15 protein-coding genes are annotated in these 17,055 nt (G+C 33.7%); 12 read left to right on the top strand and 3 right to left on the bottom strand.

Annotated elements, in window-relative coordinates; translation table 11 throughout:
* The first annotated feature begins 423 nt into the window (after window positions 1-423).
* Complete coding sequence (locus CPHY_RS12075) at window positions 424-2,844, top strand: glycosyltransferase (protein WP_012200351.1); 2,421 nt, start codon at window positions 424-426, stop codon at window positions 2,842-2,844.
* Window positions 2,845-3,122: 278 nt separating this feature from the next.
* Here CPHY_RS12075 and CPHY_RS12070 read toward each other — a convergent pair whose 3' ends face one another.
* Together CPHY_RS12070 and folE are read right to left on the bottom strand one after the other, a co-directional pair.
* Window positions 3,123-3,899, bottom strand: a complete 777-nt coding sequence (locus CPHY_RS12070; RefSeq protein WP_012200350.1) for a nucleotidyltransferase family protein — start codon at window positions 3,897-3,899, stop codon at window positions 3,123-3,125.
* Entirely contained in the window at window positions 3,896-4,480 is a 585-nt protein-coding gene (folE, locus tag CPHY_RS12065; protein WP_012200349.1) for a GTP cyclohydrolase I, read from the bottom strand. The genes CPHY_RS12070 and folE overlap by 4 nt, the downstream gene beginning before the upstream one ends.
* A 217-nt stretch (window positions 4,481-4,697) precedes the next feature.
* Between folE and CPHY_RS12060 the strand changes: the two genes are divergently transcribed.
* From CPHY_RS12060 to CPHY_RS12035, 6 genes are all read left to right on the top strand, one after another.
* Window positions 4,698-5,135 (top strand): GatB/YqeY domain-containing protein, encoded by a 438-nt coding sequence (locus CPHY_RS12060; RefSeq protein WP_012200348.1) that lies wholly within the window; start codon window positions 4,698-4,700, stop codon window positions 5,133-5,135.
* Window positions 5,136-5,426: 291 nt separating this feature from the next.
* Window positions 5,427-6,656: a glycoside hydrolase family 3 protein gene (locus CPHY_RS12055; RefSeq protein WP_012200347.1), complete on the top strand. Its 1,230-nt coding sequence runs from the start codon at window positions 5,427-5,429 to the stop codon at window positions 6,654-6,656.
* 455 nt (window positions 6,657-7,111) lie between these two features.
* The gene (pulA, locus tag CPHY_RS12050) at window positions 7,112-9,055 is read left to right on the top strand and encodes a type I pullulanase (RefSeq protein ID WP_012200346.1); all 1,944 of its coding nucleotides are present in this window, start codon (window positions 7,112-7,114) and stop codon (window positions 9,053-9,055) included.
* Window positions 9,056-9,347: 292 nt separating this feature from the next.
* Window positions 9,348-10,796, top strand: coding sequence for a glycoside hydrolase family 26 protein (locus CPHY_RS12045; RefSeq protein WP_012200345.1), 1,449 nt, complete (start codon window positions 9,348-9,350; stop codon window positions 10,794-10,796).
* Window positions 10,797-11,093: 297 nt separating this feature from the next.
* Window positions 11,094-11,756 (top strand): deoxynucleoside kinase, encoded by a 663-nt coding sequence (locus CPHY_RS12040; protein WP_012200344.1) that lies wholly within the window; start codon window positions 11,094-11,096, stop codon window positions 11,754-11,756.
* 331 nt (window positions 11,757-12,087) lie between these two features.
* Complete coding sequence (locus CPHY_RS12035) at window positions 12,088-13,263, top strand: ISL3 family transposase (protein WP_012200343.1); 1,176 nt, start codon at window positions 12,088-12,090, stop codon at window positions 13,261-13,263.
* A gap of 244 nt (window positions 13,264-13,507) precedes the next feature.
* On the opposite strand, the gene CPHY_RS12030 is transcribed toward CPHY_RS12035, so the two are convergent.
* Complete coding sequence (locus tag CPHY_RS12030; RefSeq protein ID WP_041703610.1) at window positions 13,508-13,990, bottom strand: acyl-CoA thioesterase; 483 nt, start codon at window positions 13,988-13,990, stop codon at window positions 13,508-13,510.
* A 115-nt stretch (window positions 13,991-14,105) separates the two neighbouring features.
* Here CPHY_RS12030 and CPHY_RS12025 point away from each other — a divergent pair, with 115 nt between their 5' ends.
* From CPHY_RS12025 to CPHY_RS12005, 5 genes are all read left to right on the top strand, one after another.
* Window positions 14,106-14,456, top strand: a complete 351-nt coding sequence (locus CPHY_RS12025) for a DUF1801 domain-containing protein (protein WP_041703607.1) — start codon at window positions 14,106-14,108, stop codon at window positions 14,454-14,456.
* Window positions 14,457-14,841: 385 nt separating this feature from the next.
* Window positions 14,842-16,101, top strand: coding sequence for an HD-GYP domain-containing protein (locus tag CPHY_RS12020; RefSeq protein ID WP_012200340.1), 1,260 nt, complete (start codon window positions 14,842-14,844; stop codon window positions 16,099-16,101).
* A 137-nt stretch (window positions 16,102-16,238) separates the two neighbouring features.
* Window positions 16,239-16,598 carry a BlaI/MecI/CopY family transcriptional regulator gene (locus CPHY_RS12015; protein ID WP_012200339.1) on the top strand — a complete coding sequence of 120 codons (360 nt, stop codon included), beginning with the start codon at window positions 16,239-16,241 and terminating at the stop codon, window positions 16,596-16,598.
* 6 nt (window positions 16,599-16,604) lie between these two features.
* A complete protein-coding gene (locus CPHY_RS22675) occupies window positions 16,605-16,823 on the top strand; it encodes a M56 family metallopeptidase (RefSeq protein WP_012200338.1) in 219 nt (72 codons plus the stop codon).
* Window positions 16,824-16,850: 27 nt separating this feature from the next.
* Window positions 16,851-17,054: a hypothetical protein gene (locus CPHY_RS12005; protein ID WP_041703602.1), complete on the top strand. Its 204-nt coding sequence runs from the start codon at window positions 16,851-16,853 to the stop codon at window positions 17,052-17,054.
* The last annotated feature ends 1 nt before the right edge of the window (window position 17,055 follow it).

Genomic DNA, 17,055 nt, shown 5'->3' with positions numbered 1-17,055 from the left:
GATAATGTTACAAATAAGGTTTCTTTATTTTATACACAAAAATTGTCATGTTTATGGAGTACAATCTCTGTTTATAATACAATTAATTTAGTGCTTACAGTACAATGAAATCATGTAGTTTGCAGTACGATGAAATCATGTAGTTTGCAGTACGATGAAATAATGCAGTTTGCTATACAATGGAATCAGGTAGTTTGCAATACAATGAAATCATATGATTTGTTATACAATTAAAAAATCAATATATAAAATCAATTCATTATAGAAAATACATAAATTCATGTGATTTGGCATAATCCAATATTACTACAATTGTAGGGCACTGTCGTTTCTTAACAATAATTAAATTGTATTAAGTAGTAATTTGTTATATAATGAGTGAGAAAAAAACTAAGTAACTAAAGTATAGCGGGGATTAAATCGATGAATTTTAACATTGAAGGTAAAATTTCCAAAATAAAATCGATTGGAAAAGTTTGCAATCGTAATTCGCATTATTTGAACAAACGGAAGAAAACAATAAAGGAAACTGCTATTTTGTTTGAATCGAAGAAAGGAACTGATTTAGCAGGTAATATTTTTTACTTATTGAAGGAACTAACTAAGAAAGAATATTCCAAGTTTCTATGCTACCTTACTGTTAACTTATCAAGTAAAGATAGAATTCAAAAGTTGCTTTGGAAATATCAGGTGAATAATGTCATACTTCTTGATATGAATTCAAGAAAATATGTAGAGATGTTAGCTACTGCAAAGTATATAGTGAATGATACTAGTTTTCCAACTTGGTTTTATAAAAGACCGGAACAGGTTTATTTAAACACTTGGCATGGAACACCTCTGAAACATATGGGGTATGAAGATGTAAATCGTGCATTTGCAATTGGGAATATCCAAAAGAATTTTCAGATTGCAGATTATTTACTATATCCAAACGACTACATGAAAGAAAAGATGATTCATGCGTATTATCTAGAAAATACGTACCAGGGTAAGATTCTCTGCGAAGGATACCCTAGAAATGCAATCTTTTATCAGAAAGAGCGTGCAGAAATAATTCGTAAAGAGTTAGAGTTAGCAGATAAACAAGTGATTGTCTATATGCCAACTTGGCGTGGTACTTTAACAGAGATCAAAAATACTGAGCAAGCAGAAGCCTGTTCATGCAACTTTGCATTACTTGATAAACTCTTAAATGATAATCAGGTGTTCTTTGTGAAATTCCATGTATTTTTACAAGGTTGCTTTGATTTTAGTAAGTATAAGCACATCAAACCGTTTCCAGAAGGTTATGAAACCTATGACTTCTTAAATTCCGCAGATATTTTGGTAACCGATTATTCTAGTGTATTTTTTGATTTTGCAAATACAAGAAAGAAAATTGTTTTATTTACGTATGATAGGAATGATTATCTGGATGAGAGAGGTATCTATATTCCACTCGATTCACTTCCGTTTCCGCAAGTCGAGAATGTAACTAAATTATATGAAGAAATTAATACACCAAAAACATATGACGACAAAGATTTTTTAGAGAACTTCTGTACCTATGATAATATCGATGCAGTGAATAAGATAGCGAGGCATGTTTTTCTTGGACAAAAAGTATGCAAAGAAGAAAAAGCAAAAGGGAATGGAAAGCCAAATATTCTTGTTTATTGTTCGAACTTAGTAATGAACGGTATCACTACCTCTTTATTAAATCTTATGAGTCTAATAGATAAAGAGAAAGCAAATTATTATTTATTCTTTAGGCAGAATCAATTTATAAAGACTCCTATGCGATTATCGGTTCTACCACCAAATATGGGATTAATGCCACTTTGCGGAAGCACCATAGAATGGAAATGGATGGAAGCAGTTTACCATAAGTTATATTTTCGATTTAATATGGACTCGAAATTTTTGCAAAAGCGCATGAATCGCCTCTATCAAAGAGAATTTGATAAGCGCTTTCAGAATGTTCGAATCGATAAAATTGTACATTTTAGTGGTTATACTCCAGATATCACCTTGTACTTACAGCAAGCAGAGGCTAGGAAGGTTATCTTTATCCATAATAATATGTTTGAAGAATATAAAGAAAAGAAGAATTTCCACTTCAATATTCTTAAACATGCATTTGAAAGCTATGATAAAATTATTGCAGTTAGTGATGAAACAAAAAACTCCATTAAAAAAATCGGTGATTTTATGGACAAGGTAGAAGTATTAAATAATGCTCATAATGTGGAGGATATCTTAGTAAAAGCAAAACTTCCATTTGTTATGGAAGAGGAGACAGAGCTTTCTGTTCCTTATGAAGAATTTACTAAGATGCTAGAAGGTGATTCCACGAAATTTATAACGATTGGACGATTCTCGCCAGAAAAAGGACATATGAAATTGATGTCAGCATTTAATGAGTTTCATAAGGATCATCCAAACACGAAGCTTATCGTCATCGGTGGCTATGGAACCTTATTTAACGATACGGTGGATTTTTCGAGGAAATTAGAAAGTGCGAAAGATATATATATCGTAAAATCAACTTCAAATCCATTTACCATACTAAAACAATGCGACTTATTCTTATTACCATCAGACCGTGAACCATTAGGGTTAGTATTACTGGAAGCAGATACGCTAGGAGTTCCAATTGTCGCAACGGATATTCCAGGTTCTGGTGATTTTATCAGAGAGCATCATGGTTATCTGGTTGAGAACAGTGAAAAGGGACTAAGAAAAGGTATGGAAGATTTTTTAGAAGGTAAAGTAAAACCACTTAACATTTCTTTTACGAAATATAATCAATCTATAGTAAAACGATTTGAAGATTTAATTGGAGTTAATTATGCAAAATAGAGTTCATACAATTTTATATTGATGGAATGCAGCTAGCTTGCTATAAAATTGTATGAAAGTTTGGTATGGACATGTGAGTTGTAAATGACGGAGATACGAAACGAATCAAGATCAAACGGAAAGGACTGAATCCTGTATAATACAGGATTCAATCCTCTGTAATTGCCTAATATAAAATTTGTCTATCTTATGTGATCAGATTTAATATCTGTTGGCGTATCCTTTATCCATTTATGACAAGAGAGAATTTACAAATCAAGATTTTTCTTATAGTTATTTCATTCCAAAAAGGATATTAATGGACTAACAAAATTGGTTCGTAATAATTCTTTGGCTTTCGCTATAACGATATGCGTTAGTTCTTGATACTTTTCATACCACGAAATAACATAATGGTATTCATTTCTAAGCCGGAAGTTCTTATAATTGTGCTTAAAGGCTCGTTTTAGTCGGTATAGTTTTTCATAATCCTCAAAGGTAAATGGCATTGTTATGTCTGGAAATGAGCAGCATTGCTTTGCTGGTGAATACTTCTTAAAGTCAACAACTTGATGAAGATAACATAGAAGGATACATGCATTTCTAGTAAAATGTGCAATTAAGTTCATTAACTCTTCAGCTGAAGCTCTATGATTAATGAAATATTGATATTCTTCTTCGATAGTTTCAATGTTATCATAGATATGGCTTAGTACATTAATATTAGGAGGTAGCGAATTAAAAGCACGCCGAATGAAGTCTGTTTTGGAATAACAAATCTTTGCATATAGTTTAAGATACCAGCACCAATAATCACCATTAGCACATAAATTAGCAAAATTTCTCTTAGTATAAATAGATATCCAAGTCTTTGGAACATGAAGAGCTTTCGCAAGACTCTGTTTTATAGATAATACTCTTTGCTTGGAGCAATCTTCGATAATAATTAACATATCAATATCACTTAATTCATCAAATTCTTCATTAATATACGAACCAAAGAGCGCAAAAGCTTCTATATGATAGGGATATGGTGTAAGTTTAAAATGACGGTTGTTTACTTCGAATTCTATCATACATGACCACTCTCCTTTGTGATGAACGACATAGGATTATGTTGAAAGATTCCACTTGTTAAGATTGTACATGTCGTAGCATGTGGCTTTTGGATTCCACGAGAGGTCATGCATCCGTGTTTCCCCTCAATCTTAATAAAGATATCATCACTTCCCGTAATTTTAGTAAGAATTTCTAAGATATCAGAGGCGATCCTCTCTTGAATTTGCAGCCTCTTACATACCATATCTGCAATACGTGCTATTTTACTTATCCCAATTACTTTATGAAGTGGTTTATATCCAATGGTGATATGCATATCGTATATTAAAGTCATGTGGTGTTCACAAAAGCTAAAGCATTCGATATCCTTAATCCATACAATACCATTTGCGAGAAATGTATTTTGATCTTCTTCAAAGCATTTATTAAACATGGTAACAATATCATCGTTTGTATATTGAATTCCTAAAAAAACTTCCTCATACATATTTGCGACTCGTTTCGGCGTATCGATTAAACCTTCTCTTAAGGGGTCTTCTCCAAGAGCAATTAAAATATTAGACACGCTCTCTTGAATCAAATTTTTGTCAATACTCATCTCTTTCACATCCTTTTTGCAAGACTAGAGCATAATACTCTCTAAGATAATATATTCGTTTCGACAAAAATGATGAATAAACGACATAATGAAACAAGACGAGTTTTAGAATTGACCGTTGACAGCTTCCTTAGGATGGAAGTAAAATAAAAGTCAAAGCGGATATTCTCATTGCCACTATGTAGCAATGAGGTTAAGCTGTAAAGGAGGAATAACAATGCAATTTGAAACATTACAAAAAGACATGGTAACTGCAATGAAAGAGAGAAATAAGAGTAGAAAAGATAGTATCTCTTCTCTAATTTCTGCAATTAAAAAGGTAGCGATTGATGAAGGTCAGCGTGACAATATCACTGAGGAACTTATTGACCGTGTCATTTTAAAAGAGTTAAAGACAGTAAAAGAGCAATTAGATACTTGCCCTGATGATAGAGTAGATTTAAAAGCAGAGTATCAAGCTCGTTATGATGTAATTCAGGAATATGCTCCAAAGCTAATGAGTGAAGATGAAGTTAAAGTGTTTATTCAAACTAATTTTGCTGAGGCTGTTGCTACAAAAAATAAAGGGGAAATCATGAAAGTAGTCATGAAGGAACTAAAAGGCAAAGCAGACGGTAAAGTAATTAATCAGGTTGTTGCAAATTTTTGCGAATAACGAAAGAGTACTCCAAAAGCTATGTGCTTTTGGAGTACTCTTTCTTCAATTTATTTGGACTCATCCTATCGTTTGTAAGTGAAAGTGTCTTTGCCTTGAATATAGAAACTTAAGATAAATTAAATTATGGTTAGCTATTACTATGAAGATTTAAAATTAAGACTCATGTAATCATAAGAATTAATATAAATTTATATGAGATAATAGAAAAGAGATGAGATAATAGAAAAGAGATGAGATAATAGAAAAGAGATTAGATACTATAAAAGAGATGAGGTGATGGAGGTAAGAATGAGAAAAACAGAATCAATCTATTGTATTTTAGTTATGATATTAATTTTATTATTCAGTGGATGTAGTAAGAATTCAAAAAGCAGTGGGAATGAAAATCAGAATGACATATCAATAACACCAATCATAGAAGAACCTTCTGCGGGACCGACGGTGACACCAATAGATATAACGATTGTGCCAACTGCGATACCTACAAAACTTCCAGAGGAAGAATCGGAAAGTATGCGTGTAGCAAAGAATTTGATGCAAACGATGACGCTAGAAGAAAAGGTTGCACAGATGTTCTTTGTACGTTGTCCAGAGGAACAGGCGGAAGACATAATGAAAGAATACCAATTTGGCGGATATTTATTATTTGCAAGAGACTTTGAAGGAGAAACGAAAGAGAGTGTAACCAAGAAGATAACGAAGTATCAGGAGGTTGCAAAGATACCTACATTTATCGGTGTAGATGAAGAGGGTGGTACGGTAAACCGTATCAGCAAATATACTGCTTTTCGTGCTAAGCCATTTGAATCGTCAAGTAATCTCTATAAAAAGGGCGGATTTAATGAAATTCGTAAGGATACAAAGGAGAAAACCGAGTTATTATTATCCCTTGGTATCAATCTTAATTTTGCTCCAGTTTGCGATGTAGCTAGTTCAAGTAAAGATTTTATTTATGCTAGAGCATTTGGAACAGAGGTAGAAAAGACTTCTGAGTATGTAACCTTAGTAGTAGAAACTATGAAGGAGATGGGGATTGGATCAGTATTAAAGCATTTTCCTGGATACGGAAATAATGTAGATACTCATACTGGTATTGCCATAGATAAAAGAGATTATGAGACATTCCAGAACAATGATTTTCTACCGTTTAAAGCAGGAATTGATGCTGGTGCACCATTTGTCTTAGTGTCACATAACATAGTAGAATGTATGGATAATAAGTTACCAGCATCTCTATCAGGGGATGTTCATCGTATATTAAGAAATCAAATAGGATTTAATAGCCTTATTATTACTGATGATTTATCAATGGATGCTATTACGACTTACACAGGCGATGAAGTAGCTGCAGTATTAGCAGTAGAAGCAGGTAATGATATGCTATGTTGTACCAATTATAAGGAACAGATGGCTGCTGTAGTTAGTGCAGTAAAAAGCGGTAAAATTACTGAAGAGCGGATTGAGGAATCGGTGCTTCGTATACTACAAACAAAATATGATATGGGAATTATTAAATAAATCTTTATGGCTGTTACGTTATTTCTTGAATTCAATAACTGTAACGGCCATTTTTTTGTGGATATCCTCAGAATCTTAGAGACAGACTTAATATTAGAGCTCCTTATGTATTTTTAGAGGCAGACTTAATATTAGAGCTCCTTATGTATTTTTAGAGACAGACTTAATATTAGAGCTCCTTATGTATTTTTAGAAGCAGACTTAATATTAGAGCTCCTTATGTATTCTTAAAAACAAACTTTATATTAGTATCCTTATATGTATCCATAGAGACAGGCTTTATATCAAAAATCCTTATAAGCTCCTTTAAATTAAATTCTATATTACTTAAAGTACTTTCTATATGCGAGAAATAGTTTTCGAAAACAATGAAATAGTATTCGAAAACTATAGTAATTAATACAGTATTATGATATAACTAAGTTAGAATACAAAATGAGAAGGGTGGTTCTAGAATGGATGAATTTTGGAATTCAATAGATGGTGAAAAACAATATTATTATGATGGTAATGATTTGGGATGCACTTACACTAACCGTAGTACGAAATTAAAGGTTTGGGCGCCAACAGCTTCGATGGTTGTTGTGAATCTTTATCAAAATGGAAATGCTGGAAAACCTTATATCACAGAAATAATGAAAAAAGAGGAAAGTGGTATCTGGTCCGTTTGTCTTTTAGGTGATTTGGAAGGAGTATATTATACTTATCTTGTTACAGTAGATGGTCAAACGAAAGAAGCAGTAGACCCATATGCAAGGACGACTGGTTTAAATGGAAAAAGAGCGATGATTTTAGATTTAGAGAAAACCAATCCAACTGGATTTCTTGAAGATACAAAACCAAAGTTTGATTCCTTTCTGGATGCTGTTATTTATGAATTGCATATCCGCGATTTATCCATGGAATCTGACTCTGGTATCAAGGAAAAAGGGAAACTTCTTGGACTTACAGAGCTTAATACTAGAAATTCCGATGGTCTAACAACAGGATTATCCCATATTCTAGACCTTGGAGTAACACATATTCACCTACTGCCATGCTTTGATTATGCATCTGTAGATGAAGAAAACAGCTCTATTTTTAATTGGGGATATGATCCAGAAAATTATAACGTTGTAGAAGGTTCTTATTCAACAAATCCTTATGATGGAGCTGTAAGAGTGAAAGAATTTAAGACATTAGTCCAATCGCTTCATGAGAATGGACTTCGTGTCATTATGGATGTTGTCTATAACCATACAATGAAAACAGAAGAATCCAATTTCAATAAAATTGTTCCAGATTACTATTATCGTAAAGTTGGAGATAAATTTTCAGATGCTTCTGCTTGCGGGAATGAAACAGCTTCCGAGCGTTTGATGGTCCGAAAGTTTATTGTAGATTCTATTATCTATTGGGCAAAAGAATATCATATCGATGGTTTTCGCTTTGACTTAATGGGAATTCATGATATAGAAACAATGAATGAAGTTAGGAAAGTATTAGATCAAATAGACCCAAGCATTATTTTATATGGGGAAGGTTGGGTAGGTGGAGATAGCCCTCTTCCAGCGGGACAACGAGCAATGAAAGCCAATATGAGTATGTTACCTGGAATTGCGGCATTCAGTGATGATTTTAGAGATGGTCTAAAGGGAAGTGTCTTTCTAGCAGAGGAGAAAGGATTTGCAACTGGTGATAGCGATAAAAAAGAAAGTGTAAAGTTTGGTGTAGTTGCTTCAACCTTGCATCCGCAGATAGACTATAAAAAGGTGAATTATAGTGATTCTCCTTGGGCTTTGGAACCAGCACAGTGCATTAATTATGTATCCGCTCATGATAACTACACGTTATGGGATAAAATAGCTTGCTCTTGTAAGGAAGATACTTATGAAATTAGAGTGAAAAAGAATAAATTATGTGCAGCTATTGTGTTTACTTCACAAGGAATACCATTTTTACAAGCTGGAGAGGAGATGTTACGAAACAAACCATCTAGCGAGATAGCAGGAGAGTTTGTTGAAAATAGCTACAATTCTTCCGATAGTGTCAATTGTATTAAGTGGTCTAATAAAGCGAATGTAATCGATGTCGTATCTTACTATGAAGGTCTTATAAGGTTTCGTAAAGAGCATAAAGCACTACGCATGCAATCTGCAAAAGAGATATCAAAGCGGTTAACTTTCTTACCAGAGGAAAGAGAGGACGTCATATCCTATCTTATTCAAGGTGATTTAGTAGATAAGACGCTATGTGTTATTTATAATTCTTCTGAGGAAAAAGTAACGATAAGACTTCCTGAGAGTGATTGGACCGTCTATATTGATGGAAATAATTCGGGTGTGGAGCCTCTCTATGAAGTAAAAGGAACAACGGTAGAAGTTGAACCAATCTCTTGCATGGTTCTTGTGAAAGATTAATTTAAAGAATTATTATTTTAAATCAACAGATCCTTTCCTTTGTTATGAGTCTAGATAGATTTCAAGATGCATAATGAAGGAAAGAATTTTTAAACTAACTTAAGTAGTGTATATCAAATAAATAGTCTGCTGTAACATAATGTATAAGAGTAGAATATAATCCATGATAGTTCTAACTGATAGGAGAACATAAACCATTTTCTGCGTGTTGATAATAAGCTATATTTTAAGGAGAAGCATAAAAAGTAGCATAAAGAAGTATAAAGGAGAGCAGATAAAGGAGGAGCTATTGATGGATCAAAAGGCATATGTAATTCATATGGGACCTGCAAAATGTGCAGTTGATTTAGGAGATGGTAGTGAGAGAGGCGGTTACGTTAATCAGGATTATGTCTTACAAAAACTGGGTCGTCCGCATCGTGCAATTAGTTTGATGTATTGTTATTATCCACTGGATAAAGGCTGGCCAGAGCGTGCCAGTGTAGCCCATGCCAGTGATTCTGTTTCATTTGCTTGGGATTATCCTTACGATGATTATTTTACTTATAAAGGCGGCTTAGATGGTAATTTATCAGACGAACCCTTTACTTATATGAGAGATGTGAGAAAGCACGGTCAAGACGTACTTCTTACACTTACCATTGACCCTCATGTATCAGATGAACATTTAATCGCGATAGCAAAGGATCTGACTACTTTTGGTAGAGTACAGCTTCGAATCAATCATGAGGCTACCGGCTCGTGGTTTTCCTTTAATAAACGGTGTACTTATCAAGAAGTTGCTGATTTTTATGTTCGTTTTCATAGGATTGTAAAGGAATATGCACCAAATGTGCAAACAATTCTCTGTATCGGAGGTATTGAGGATGAGAAAGCTACAGAGATGCTAAAAGAAAAGGAATTTGCAGAAGCAGTGATTGTAACTGATATCTGGTCTGTTGATAAGTACATAACACTTCATTATGGTTGGCCATATGATATTGCAGAAAGAGGGGGAAAATCTCACTACTGTAAAACAGCAGAGGAGACGTATCGTCTAGCAAAATTAAGTTATGATCGCTTCCGCTATTTAAATGGTGGCGAAAGAAAGCTTATGGTTATGTCAGAGCTCAATGTGGATGGAGATGTAACCGGGCAAATAAAACAAGCGAGCATAATGAAAGAATTCTGCGATTTTATTAAAGAAGATAAGGAACAATGGTTAAGTGGCTTTACAATGTATCAATTCCGTGATGATGGAAGATTAGGTCTTGAGATGACAGATCCGAATAACAAAGACGTTGGAATCGAACAACCATTATTACAGGAATACAAAGAGATAATCCATGATGACTTCTTTCAGCCGGTAATGACAATGAAGGAGGAGATAACACTTCCTGTAACACTACGCTGGGGAGGTAGTGAAGACGCCGATGGTATTACTATGCCAATTCATTTAGAGAAGAATCCTGTTTTCTTTGAAGTTTATTTTGAAGAGGAGCTAAAAGAACTGAATCTCATGATGTGCATTGAGAATGTTTGGTTTTATAAAGCACCTGGTGTAACCTGCATTGATATTATGCCAACCTTTTGGAAAAATCCTTTATCAGTAGAAAAAGAGGTGTCACTAACACTTTTCGCACCTCCTTCCGATGGTGAAAATAAGAATACCGGCGCTGTTGATTGGATGATAAATTCTTACACCATATTACCAAAATTACCGAAGATTCGTGTTCGTTATGAACCAACGGAAGAATGCTAGCCTTATGATATAAAATTTCGCATAACAACTTCACAAGAGGGAATTCTTATAGTTATTGATAATTAGTATTTCGACCTCTGTTATAAGTATAGTTGGTAAATATTTCTCTTGAAAAATCTAAGATAATCAAATTTTTAGAATCATTTATGGTATAATTCATAAGTTATGTTTTATATGTAGACAATGAAGTACCATATCATGTACCTAAATACATATAAACAACTAAATGTTGTGGTTTGATTTTGGGTATGGTAATATAAGAAGAGAAATAATTAGTAGTAACAGAAAGGAAGAACAGTGGTGATTGTAGTTGGCGGAATGATTGGTTTAGGGAAGACAAGTTATGCAACAATGTTAGGAGAGCATTTTCAAACAGAAGTTTTTTATGAGAGCGTGGAAGGTAATAAAATATTACCATTATTTTATACATCAAGCGAAGAAGAGATACAAAAAAAGCGGTATCCTTTTTTACTCCAGTTGTGGTTTTTGGATACGAGGTTTCGCTCAATTAAGCAAGCGTTTACAAATCAAAACAATATACTTGATCGAAGCATTTATGAAGATTGGTATTTCGCAAAGAAAAATATGGAACTTGGTCGAATCTCAGATTTAGAGATGGAGATTTATGAAAAGCTACTTCATAACATGATGGAGGAATTAAAGGGATTACCAAAAAAATCTCCTGATCTTATGATTTATTTGAAGGGGAGTTTTGAAACGGTAATAAAGCGAATACAACTTCGTGGTAGAGAATTTGAGATTGATAACAGTTTGATGGACTATTATCGTTTTCTCTGGGAAGGTTATGATGATTGGGTTCAAAACTACTATAATGCAAGTGATATTCTAATCATTGATACTGATCATACGGACATTGTGAATAAGGAAGAAGATCGCCTTCGAGTGATTCGGGAGGTTGAAGAGAAGCTAAAGCGACAAAGATCTAACAGTAATAAATAAACAAGAATTATTAAAAGATTCATAGATAAACGAAAAGTATAAGAAAAAGATTCATAGATAAATGAAAAGCTTAGAAAAAGATTCTTTGTTAAATGAAATTTCATTAGCAAAAGAACCATAGAAAAAAGAAAAGTGATTAACAAGCAAAAAAATGCTTCGCTAACTTTTTCTTGTCATGAATAAAAGAAGCAGAGCCCTAGTTATTAAAAAAGGCTCTATAATAAATGTTGGGGTATGTGAAATTAATTCGCTACTCCAACGTTTTTTATTTTATAATAATAAAAAACCTCCCAGTGCCAGTCTCGAAACAAATCACCAGGAGGTTGCATAAATGCATAATTATTGTATCAATAAACTACTAAATTTAAAAGAGGTAAAAGTAAAAAATATAATTCATGGGGATTCCTATGTAAAAATCTTTATTGAAACAAAGGCTAGCGTACAAACTTGTCCTTGCTGTGGTCGCCATACCAAGCAAATTCATGATTACCGTTGGCAATCCATCAAGGACTTGCCCTTTCAACTAAAGCATTGTTACCTAGTTTTAAAAAAGCGACGTTATCGATGTTCTTGTGGAAAAAGATTTAGTGAAAAGTATTCTTTCCTTGCTCGTTATCAGCAAAGATCTACTCGCTTAACTCAATACATAGTAAATGAATTAAGAGATACTACTTCACTAAAATCTGTTGCTAATAAAGCCAATGTTTCATCCGCTACTATTGTAAGGATTCTAGACACAATCCATTATACTTGCCCTTCTTTAAAAGACGCGATATCCATTGATGAATATAAAGGCAATGCTGAGACTGGAAAGTATCAATGTATCATCGTTAATCCAAAGCAGCGCTCCATTATGGATATCCTTCCTGACCGCACACAACCTCACTTATCTGCCTATTTTCGGAATATAAACCGTAGCGAGCGATATCGTGTAAAATATTTTGTGTGTGATATGTGGCAGCCATATGTGGATTTAGCCCATAGCTATTTCCCCAATGCACAAGTAATTATTGATAAATATCATTTTATTCGTCAAGTCACCTGGGCAATTGAAAATGTAAGAAAGCGACTTCAAAAAACAATGCCTACTTCTTTAAGAAAATACTATAAACGAAGCCATAAACTGATTTTAACACGCTATCATAAACTAGAAGACGAATACAAAAAAGCATGTGACTTGATGCTTTATTACAATGATGACTTACGAAAAGCGCATATGTTGAAAGAATGGTTTTATAATATTTGTCAAAGTACTAAGTTCTCCTTTCAGAGAACACAGTTTTACGAATGGATTCGCAATGCAGAAAGTTCTGGTATAGCAGAGTTTGAAAAATGTGCTGCCACATACCGTCACTGGGGAAAAGAAATATTAAATTCTTTTAAATATGGAATTACAAACGGACCAACAGAAGGTTTTAATAATAAGATAAAAGTTCTTAAACGTATTTCCTATGGTATTCGAAACTTTGAACGTTTCCGTACTCGTATTTTACACTCTTGTAACTAAATAACAATAGACTGGCACGAGGTTTATTTCGTATGCCCAAAAATATATGTTATAGGCCCCAAATATAAAAATAGCTCTACATCCAGTAATGGAGCATGATTGATAACAATTATACCCCAAGACTTGACATAGAGCCTTAAAAACTTGGGTTTCTGCTTCTTTCTAAGTCAGTAAACAAAAATGTTTTGTAACTATTGTTATAGCCAGCTTATGCAGTTAGACAAGACATGTGTATATTTAATTCTTAGTAACCTTCTGCTTTTCTTTGCTTTCTAAGAGTATGGCGCTTGATTGCAGCATCCCATTCTGCTTGTTGTTCCACAGTCTCTATTTTTAAACGAGGAACCTTTTTTGGCTGTTCATTTTCATCTAGAGCGACCATAACGAAATAGGCTCGGTTTATTGGATGACGAGTACCTTTTTTGTTCTCTACATAAGTATCAATACGTACTTCCATAGAGGAATTACCAACATAAGTTACACGACCAACCAATACAACGATATCATTTAAATGTGCTCCATGTTTAAATTGTAGATTGTCTATGGAAGCAGTAATCACATTTCCACCGGAATGACGCATTCCAACAATACCTGCTAATTCATCTATCCAAGCGAGAAGTTGACCACCAAACAAACGCCCAGAACCATTTATGTGAGCCTGCATAACAATATATGTTTTTTCTGTTAAAGATTCAGAAACTCTTTTTTGTATCTCTTCTTGATTCATAAATTTCTCCATTCTTGACCCAAAACCGAACAAATACTCAACTAAGGTTTGGGTATAATAGTATTGTAATCTTATCACGAACCATATTTTTTTGTCTAGTGGGGAGGAACATATTTTGGATTTAATCCTTATCTATGTAAATCAATTTGAAGGAATAAAGAGAGAATGGATTTACGAATTTACAGAATACATGAAGACGAACCATCCAGATATTAAGCCGGTTCTATGGTTTCGGATGCCTACGTATCGTGTCGGTACGTTGTTTTTCGCCTTTTCGGTGACCAAAAATCATTTTACTTTTCATACAAATGACGAAGAATGTATGGAAATATTAAAAAAATCTCTTCATAACGCATCCTTTGGAAAGCGTTCTGCTAAGATAAAATACAATGACAAGTCTGAGTCTTATGTGATTTACAATATGATAGAGTACCTTGTTAATAAAATGTGTAGGCTTTGCATTTGAGATTTCATGAAGTATTATCTACTACGCCATTGCAGTAGGTTATTGTTAAAAAGGAGAGGATGAGTATTTACAAGGGTAGTACTTAAAAAATTGTGAACAATGAGAGGTATATAATATATAAAAATTGATAAAAAAAGATGAATGTAATTTTCTCTACTTTCATTATTTACAAAATGTGTTATAATAAGTCATTAAGTGATATTTTTCTAATAACGTAATTGTATTTTTTAGAGTGGTGAATCCTTTGTTCTAATAGAGTTTCTTGCAGTGTGTATTCATGACAAGGAAAAATTCCCGAAGTGTGCTTGTTCTTGTTGACAGATTGTGTGTTTTCAATTACTAGGATTTGAAAAAAGAATCACAGATTATTTTTCTGGAGAGTATGATGAAAGCAATAAGTAGTGAAAATGTAAATGAAATTATTAGCAGAACATTAAGTATAATCAATCCTAAAATTATTAAACATGGTGAGATTACGGGGTATATCTTATATAAAATGTTGGAATGTGAACACTTATATTCAGATCATGATTTAGTTGACTATACCATGTTAAGTATCCTACATGACATTGGTTTATATAAGGAGCCAAATGTTCAGAATTTAGTGGATTTGGATACAAAAGATGTATGGTCACATTCTATCTATGGTTTTTTATTTTTAAAATTCTTTACACCGATGAAAGATAAAGCAGAAATAGTTTTATACCATCATATTGACTATAATCGATATCATTTGATTTCAAGTAAATACTTACATATTATTGAGTGTTTAAATCTAGCGGATCATATGGATACCTTTATGCATCTAGGTCAGGATAATATGGAGAAGGACTACTTTGTAAAGTACAGAGACATAAAATTCTCTGGAAAAGCACTTGATTTATTTTTCCGAGCAGAGGCAAAATTTAAAATAACTGATAAGCTTGTAAAGGGTACCTATAAGAAAGAATTATCTGAGTTTCTATCTAAAAAAGTTTTCTCTGAAAAATATAAAAAAGGCTTTTTAGAAATGCTTGTTTATACCATTGATTTCCGAAGCGAGCATACCGTAATTCATACCATGGCGACTGTTAATTTTGCAAAGCAACTTGGAAGACTTATGCGGTTAAGTGGTGTAGAGCTTCATGACTTATACTACGGATCACTGCTTCACGATTTAGGGAAATTAGCGATACCGTTAGAAATTTTAGAATCACCAGGACGTTTATCCAAAGAAGAGATGAAAATCATGAAGGCTCATGTCCGTATAACGGAGATGATACTAGAAGGTGTGGTTGACCAAGATGTTTTAGAGATAGCAGTACGGCATCATGAAAAATTAGATGGCTCGGGCTATCATAAGGGGCTTACACAGAAGGACTTGACATTACCGCAGCAAATCGTAGCAGTAGCGGATATATTAAGCGCTCTATATGGCAAGCGTAGTTACAAGGATGCTTTTGAGAGTAATAAGATAAAAGAAATTCTTTGGCAAGATGCTGAAAATAATAAGATAAGTAAACCAGTAGTAGAATGTCTCTTAAGAAATTATGATAGCATTATATTTAAGTTTGAAACAGAAAAGCAGCAAACGATTGGAGTGTATCTAGACATTAAGGAGCAGTATGAAGTTATTGCTCAAAGGTTTACTACGTATTTAGAATAATTTATGAAAGGCGGCAAAGCTCATATGGGCTCTTCCGTCTTTTTTCGTGTCTGAACATTATTGACATGATGGTTTACTCGTGGTAGACTAATTGTAAAGTTTACTAAATGTAGACCATTTAAGGGAGGAGGATACTAATGGATGATTGCAAGTTAGGAGTAATGGAGACTAGATTTGCAGATCTGATTTGGAGCAACGAGCCATTAACTTCCGGTGACTTGGTGAAGCTTAGTGAAATAGAGCTAAATTGGAAGAAATCAACGACTTATACAATCCTGCGAAGGCTTTGTGATCGAGGTTTTTTTCAAAACAGGGACGGTATTGTTACTTCTATTATATCAAAACAGGAATTTACTGCCCTTCAAAGTGAGAAATTTGTAGAAGAAACTTTTGATGGGTCACTACCTAAGTTTTTGACCGCATTTACTATGCGAAAAAAGTTATCAGATAAGGAAATAAACGAACTGCAAAAACTTATCGATGAGAACAGGAGGTAGTGCTGTATGTGGGGTTATACATTATTTCCTAAAATAGTAGACATGAGCCTTACAGCCAGTGTAGTAATAGTTTTTGTTTTACTAGCTAGGCTGTTGTTGAAAAAAGCTCCAAAGAAGTTTTCATATTTCTTATGGATAGTGGTTTTGTTTCGGCTTATCTGTCCGGTCTCAATTTCCACGTCCTTTTCTTTGTTTAATGTAATCCATGCGCCTGCCACAACATAAGGAAGCATTAAATATATCCCGTCAGACGTGGATCACGCGGAAGTACCTGCGGTAGACTTGTCCGTACCAAATGTTAGCGATAACATGAATAACAATCCGTCGCAGGATAAGGAGCAATTAGTCGCCGATTTTTTAGAAACACCATTTGCGAATGGTACGTTTATCTGGCTTGCGGGTATCGCCACTATTATTACAAACATAGTATTATTGAGAAAGAGTGGTATAGCATAAA

This window comes from Lachnoclostridium phytofermentans ISDg (genome assembly GCF_000018685.1).
Classification (GTDB): domain Bacteria; phylum Bacillota; class Clostridia; order Lachnospirales; family Lachnospiraceae; genus Lachnoclostridium; species Lachnoclostridium phytofermentans.
This window is presented reverse-complemented; position numbering and strand designations above follow the sequence as displayed.

What these genes read in the sequence shown, in the direction of transcription:
- CPHY_RS12075 (WP_012200351.1), top strand. Translation starts at nt 424, where the DNA reads ATGAATTTTAACATTGAAGGTAAAATTTCCAAAATAAAATCGATTGGA.
- CPHY_RS12070 (WP_012200350.1), bottom strand. Translation starts at nt 3,899, where the DNA reads ATGATAGAATTCGAAGTAAACAACCGTCATTTTAAACTTACACCATAT.
- folE (WP_012200349.1), bottom strand. Translation starts at nt 4,480, where the DNA reads ATGAGTATTGACAAAAATTTGATTCAAGAGAGCGTGTCTAATATTTTA.
- CPHY_RS12060 (WP_012200348.1), top strand. Translation starts at nt 4,698, where the DNA reads ATGCAATTTGAAACATTACAAAAAGACATGGTAACTGCAATGAAAGAG.
- CPHY_RS12055 (WP_012200347.1), top strand. Translation starts at nt 5,427, where the DNA reads ATGAGAAAAACAGAATCAATCTATTGTATTTTAGTTATGATATTAATT.
- pulA (WP_012200346.1), top strand. Translation starts at nt 7,112, where the DNA reads ATGGATGAATTTTGGAATTCAATAGATGGTGAAAAACAATATTATTAT.
- CPHY_RS12045 (WP_012200345.1), top strand. Translation starts at nt 9,348, where the DNA reads ATGGATCAAAAGGCATATGTAATTCATATGGGACCTGCAAAATGTGCA.
- CPHY_RS12035 (WP_012200343.1), top strand. Translation starts at nt 12,088, where the DNA reads ATGCATAATTATTGTATCAATAAACTACTAAATTTAAAAGAGGTAAAA.
- CPHY_RS12030 (WP_041703610.1), bottom strand. Translation starts at nt 13,990, where the DNA reads ATGAATCAAGAAGAGATACAAAAAAGAGTTTCTGAATCTTTAACAGAA.
- CPHY_RS12020 (WP_012200340.1), top strand. Translation starts at nt 14,842, where the DNA reads ATGAAAGCAATAAGTAGTGAAAATGTAAATGAAATTATTAGCAGAACA.
- CPHY_RS12015 (WP_012200339.1), top strand. Translation starts at nt 16,239, where the DNA reads ATGGATGATTGCAAGTTAGGAGTAATGGAGACTAGATTTGCAGATCTG.
- CPHY_RS22675 (WP_012200338.1), top strand. Translation starts at nt 16,605, where the DNA reads ATGTGGGGTTATACATTATTTCCTAAAATAGTAGACATGAGCCTTACA.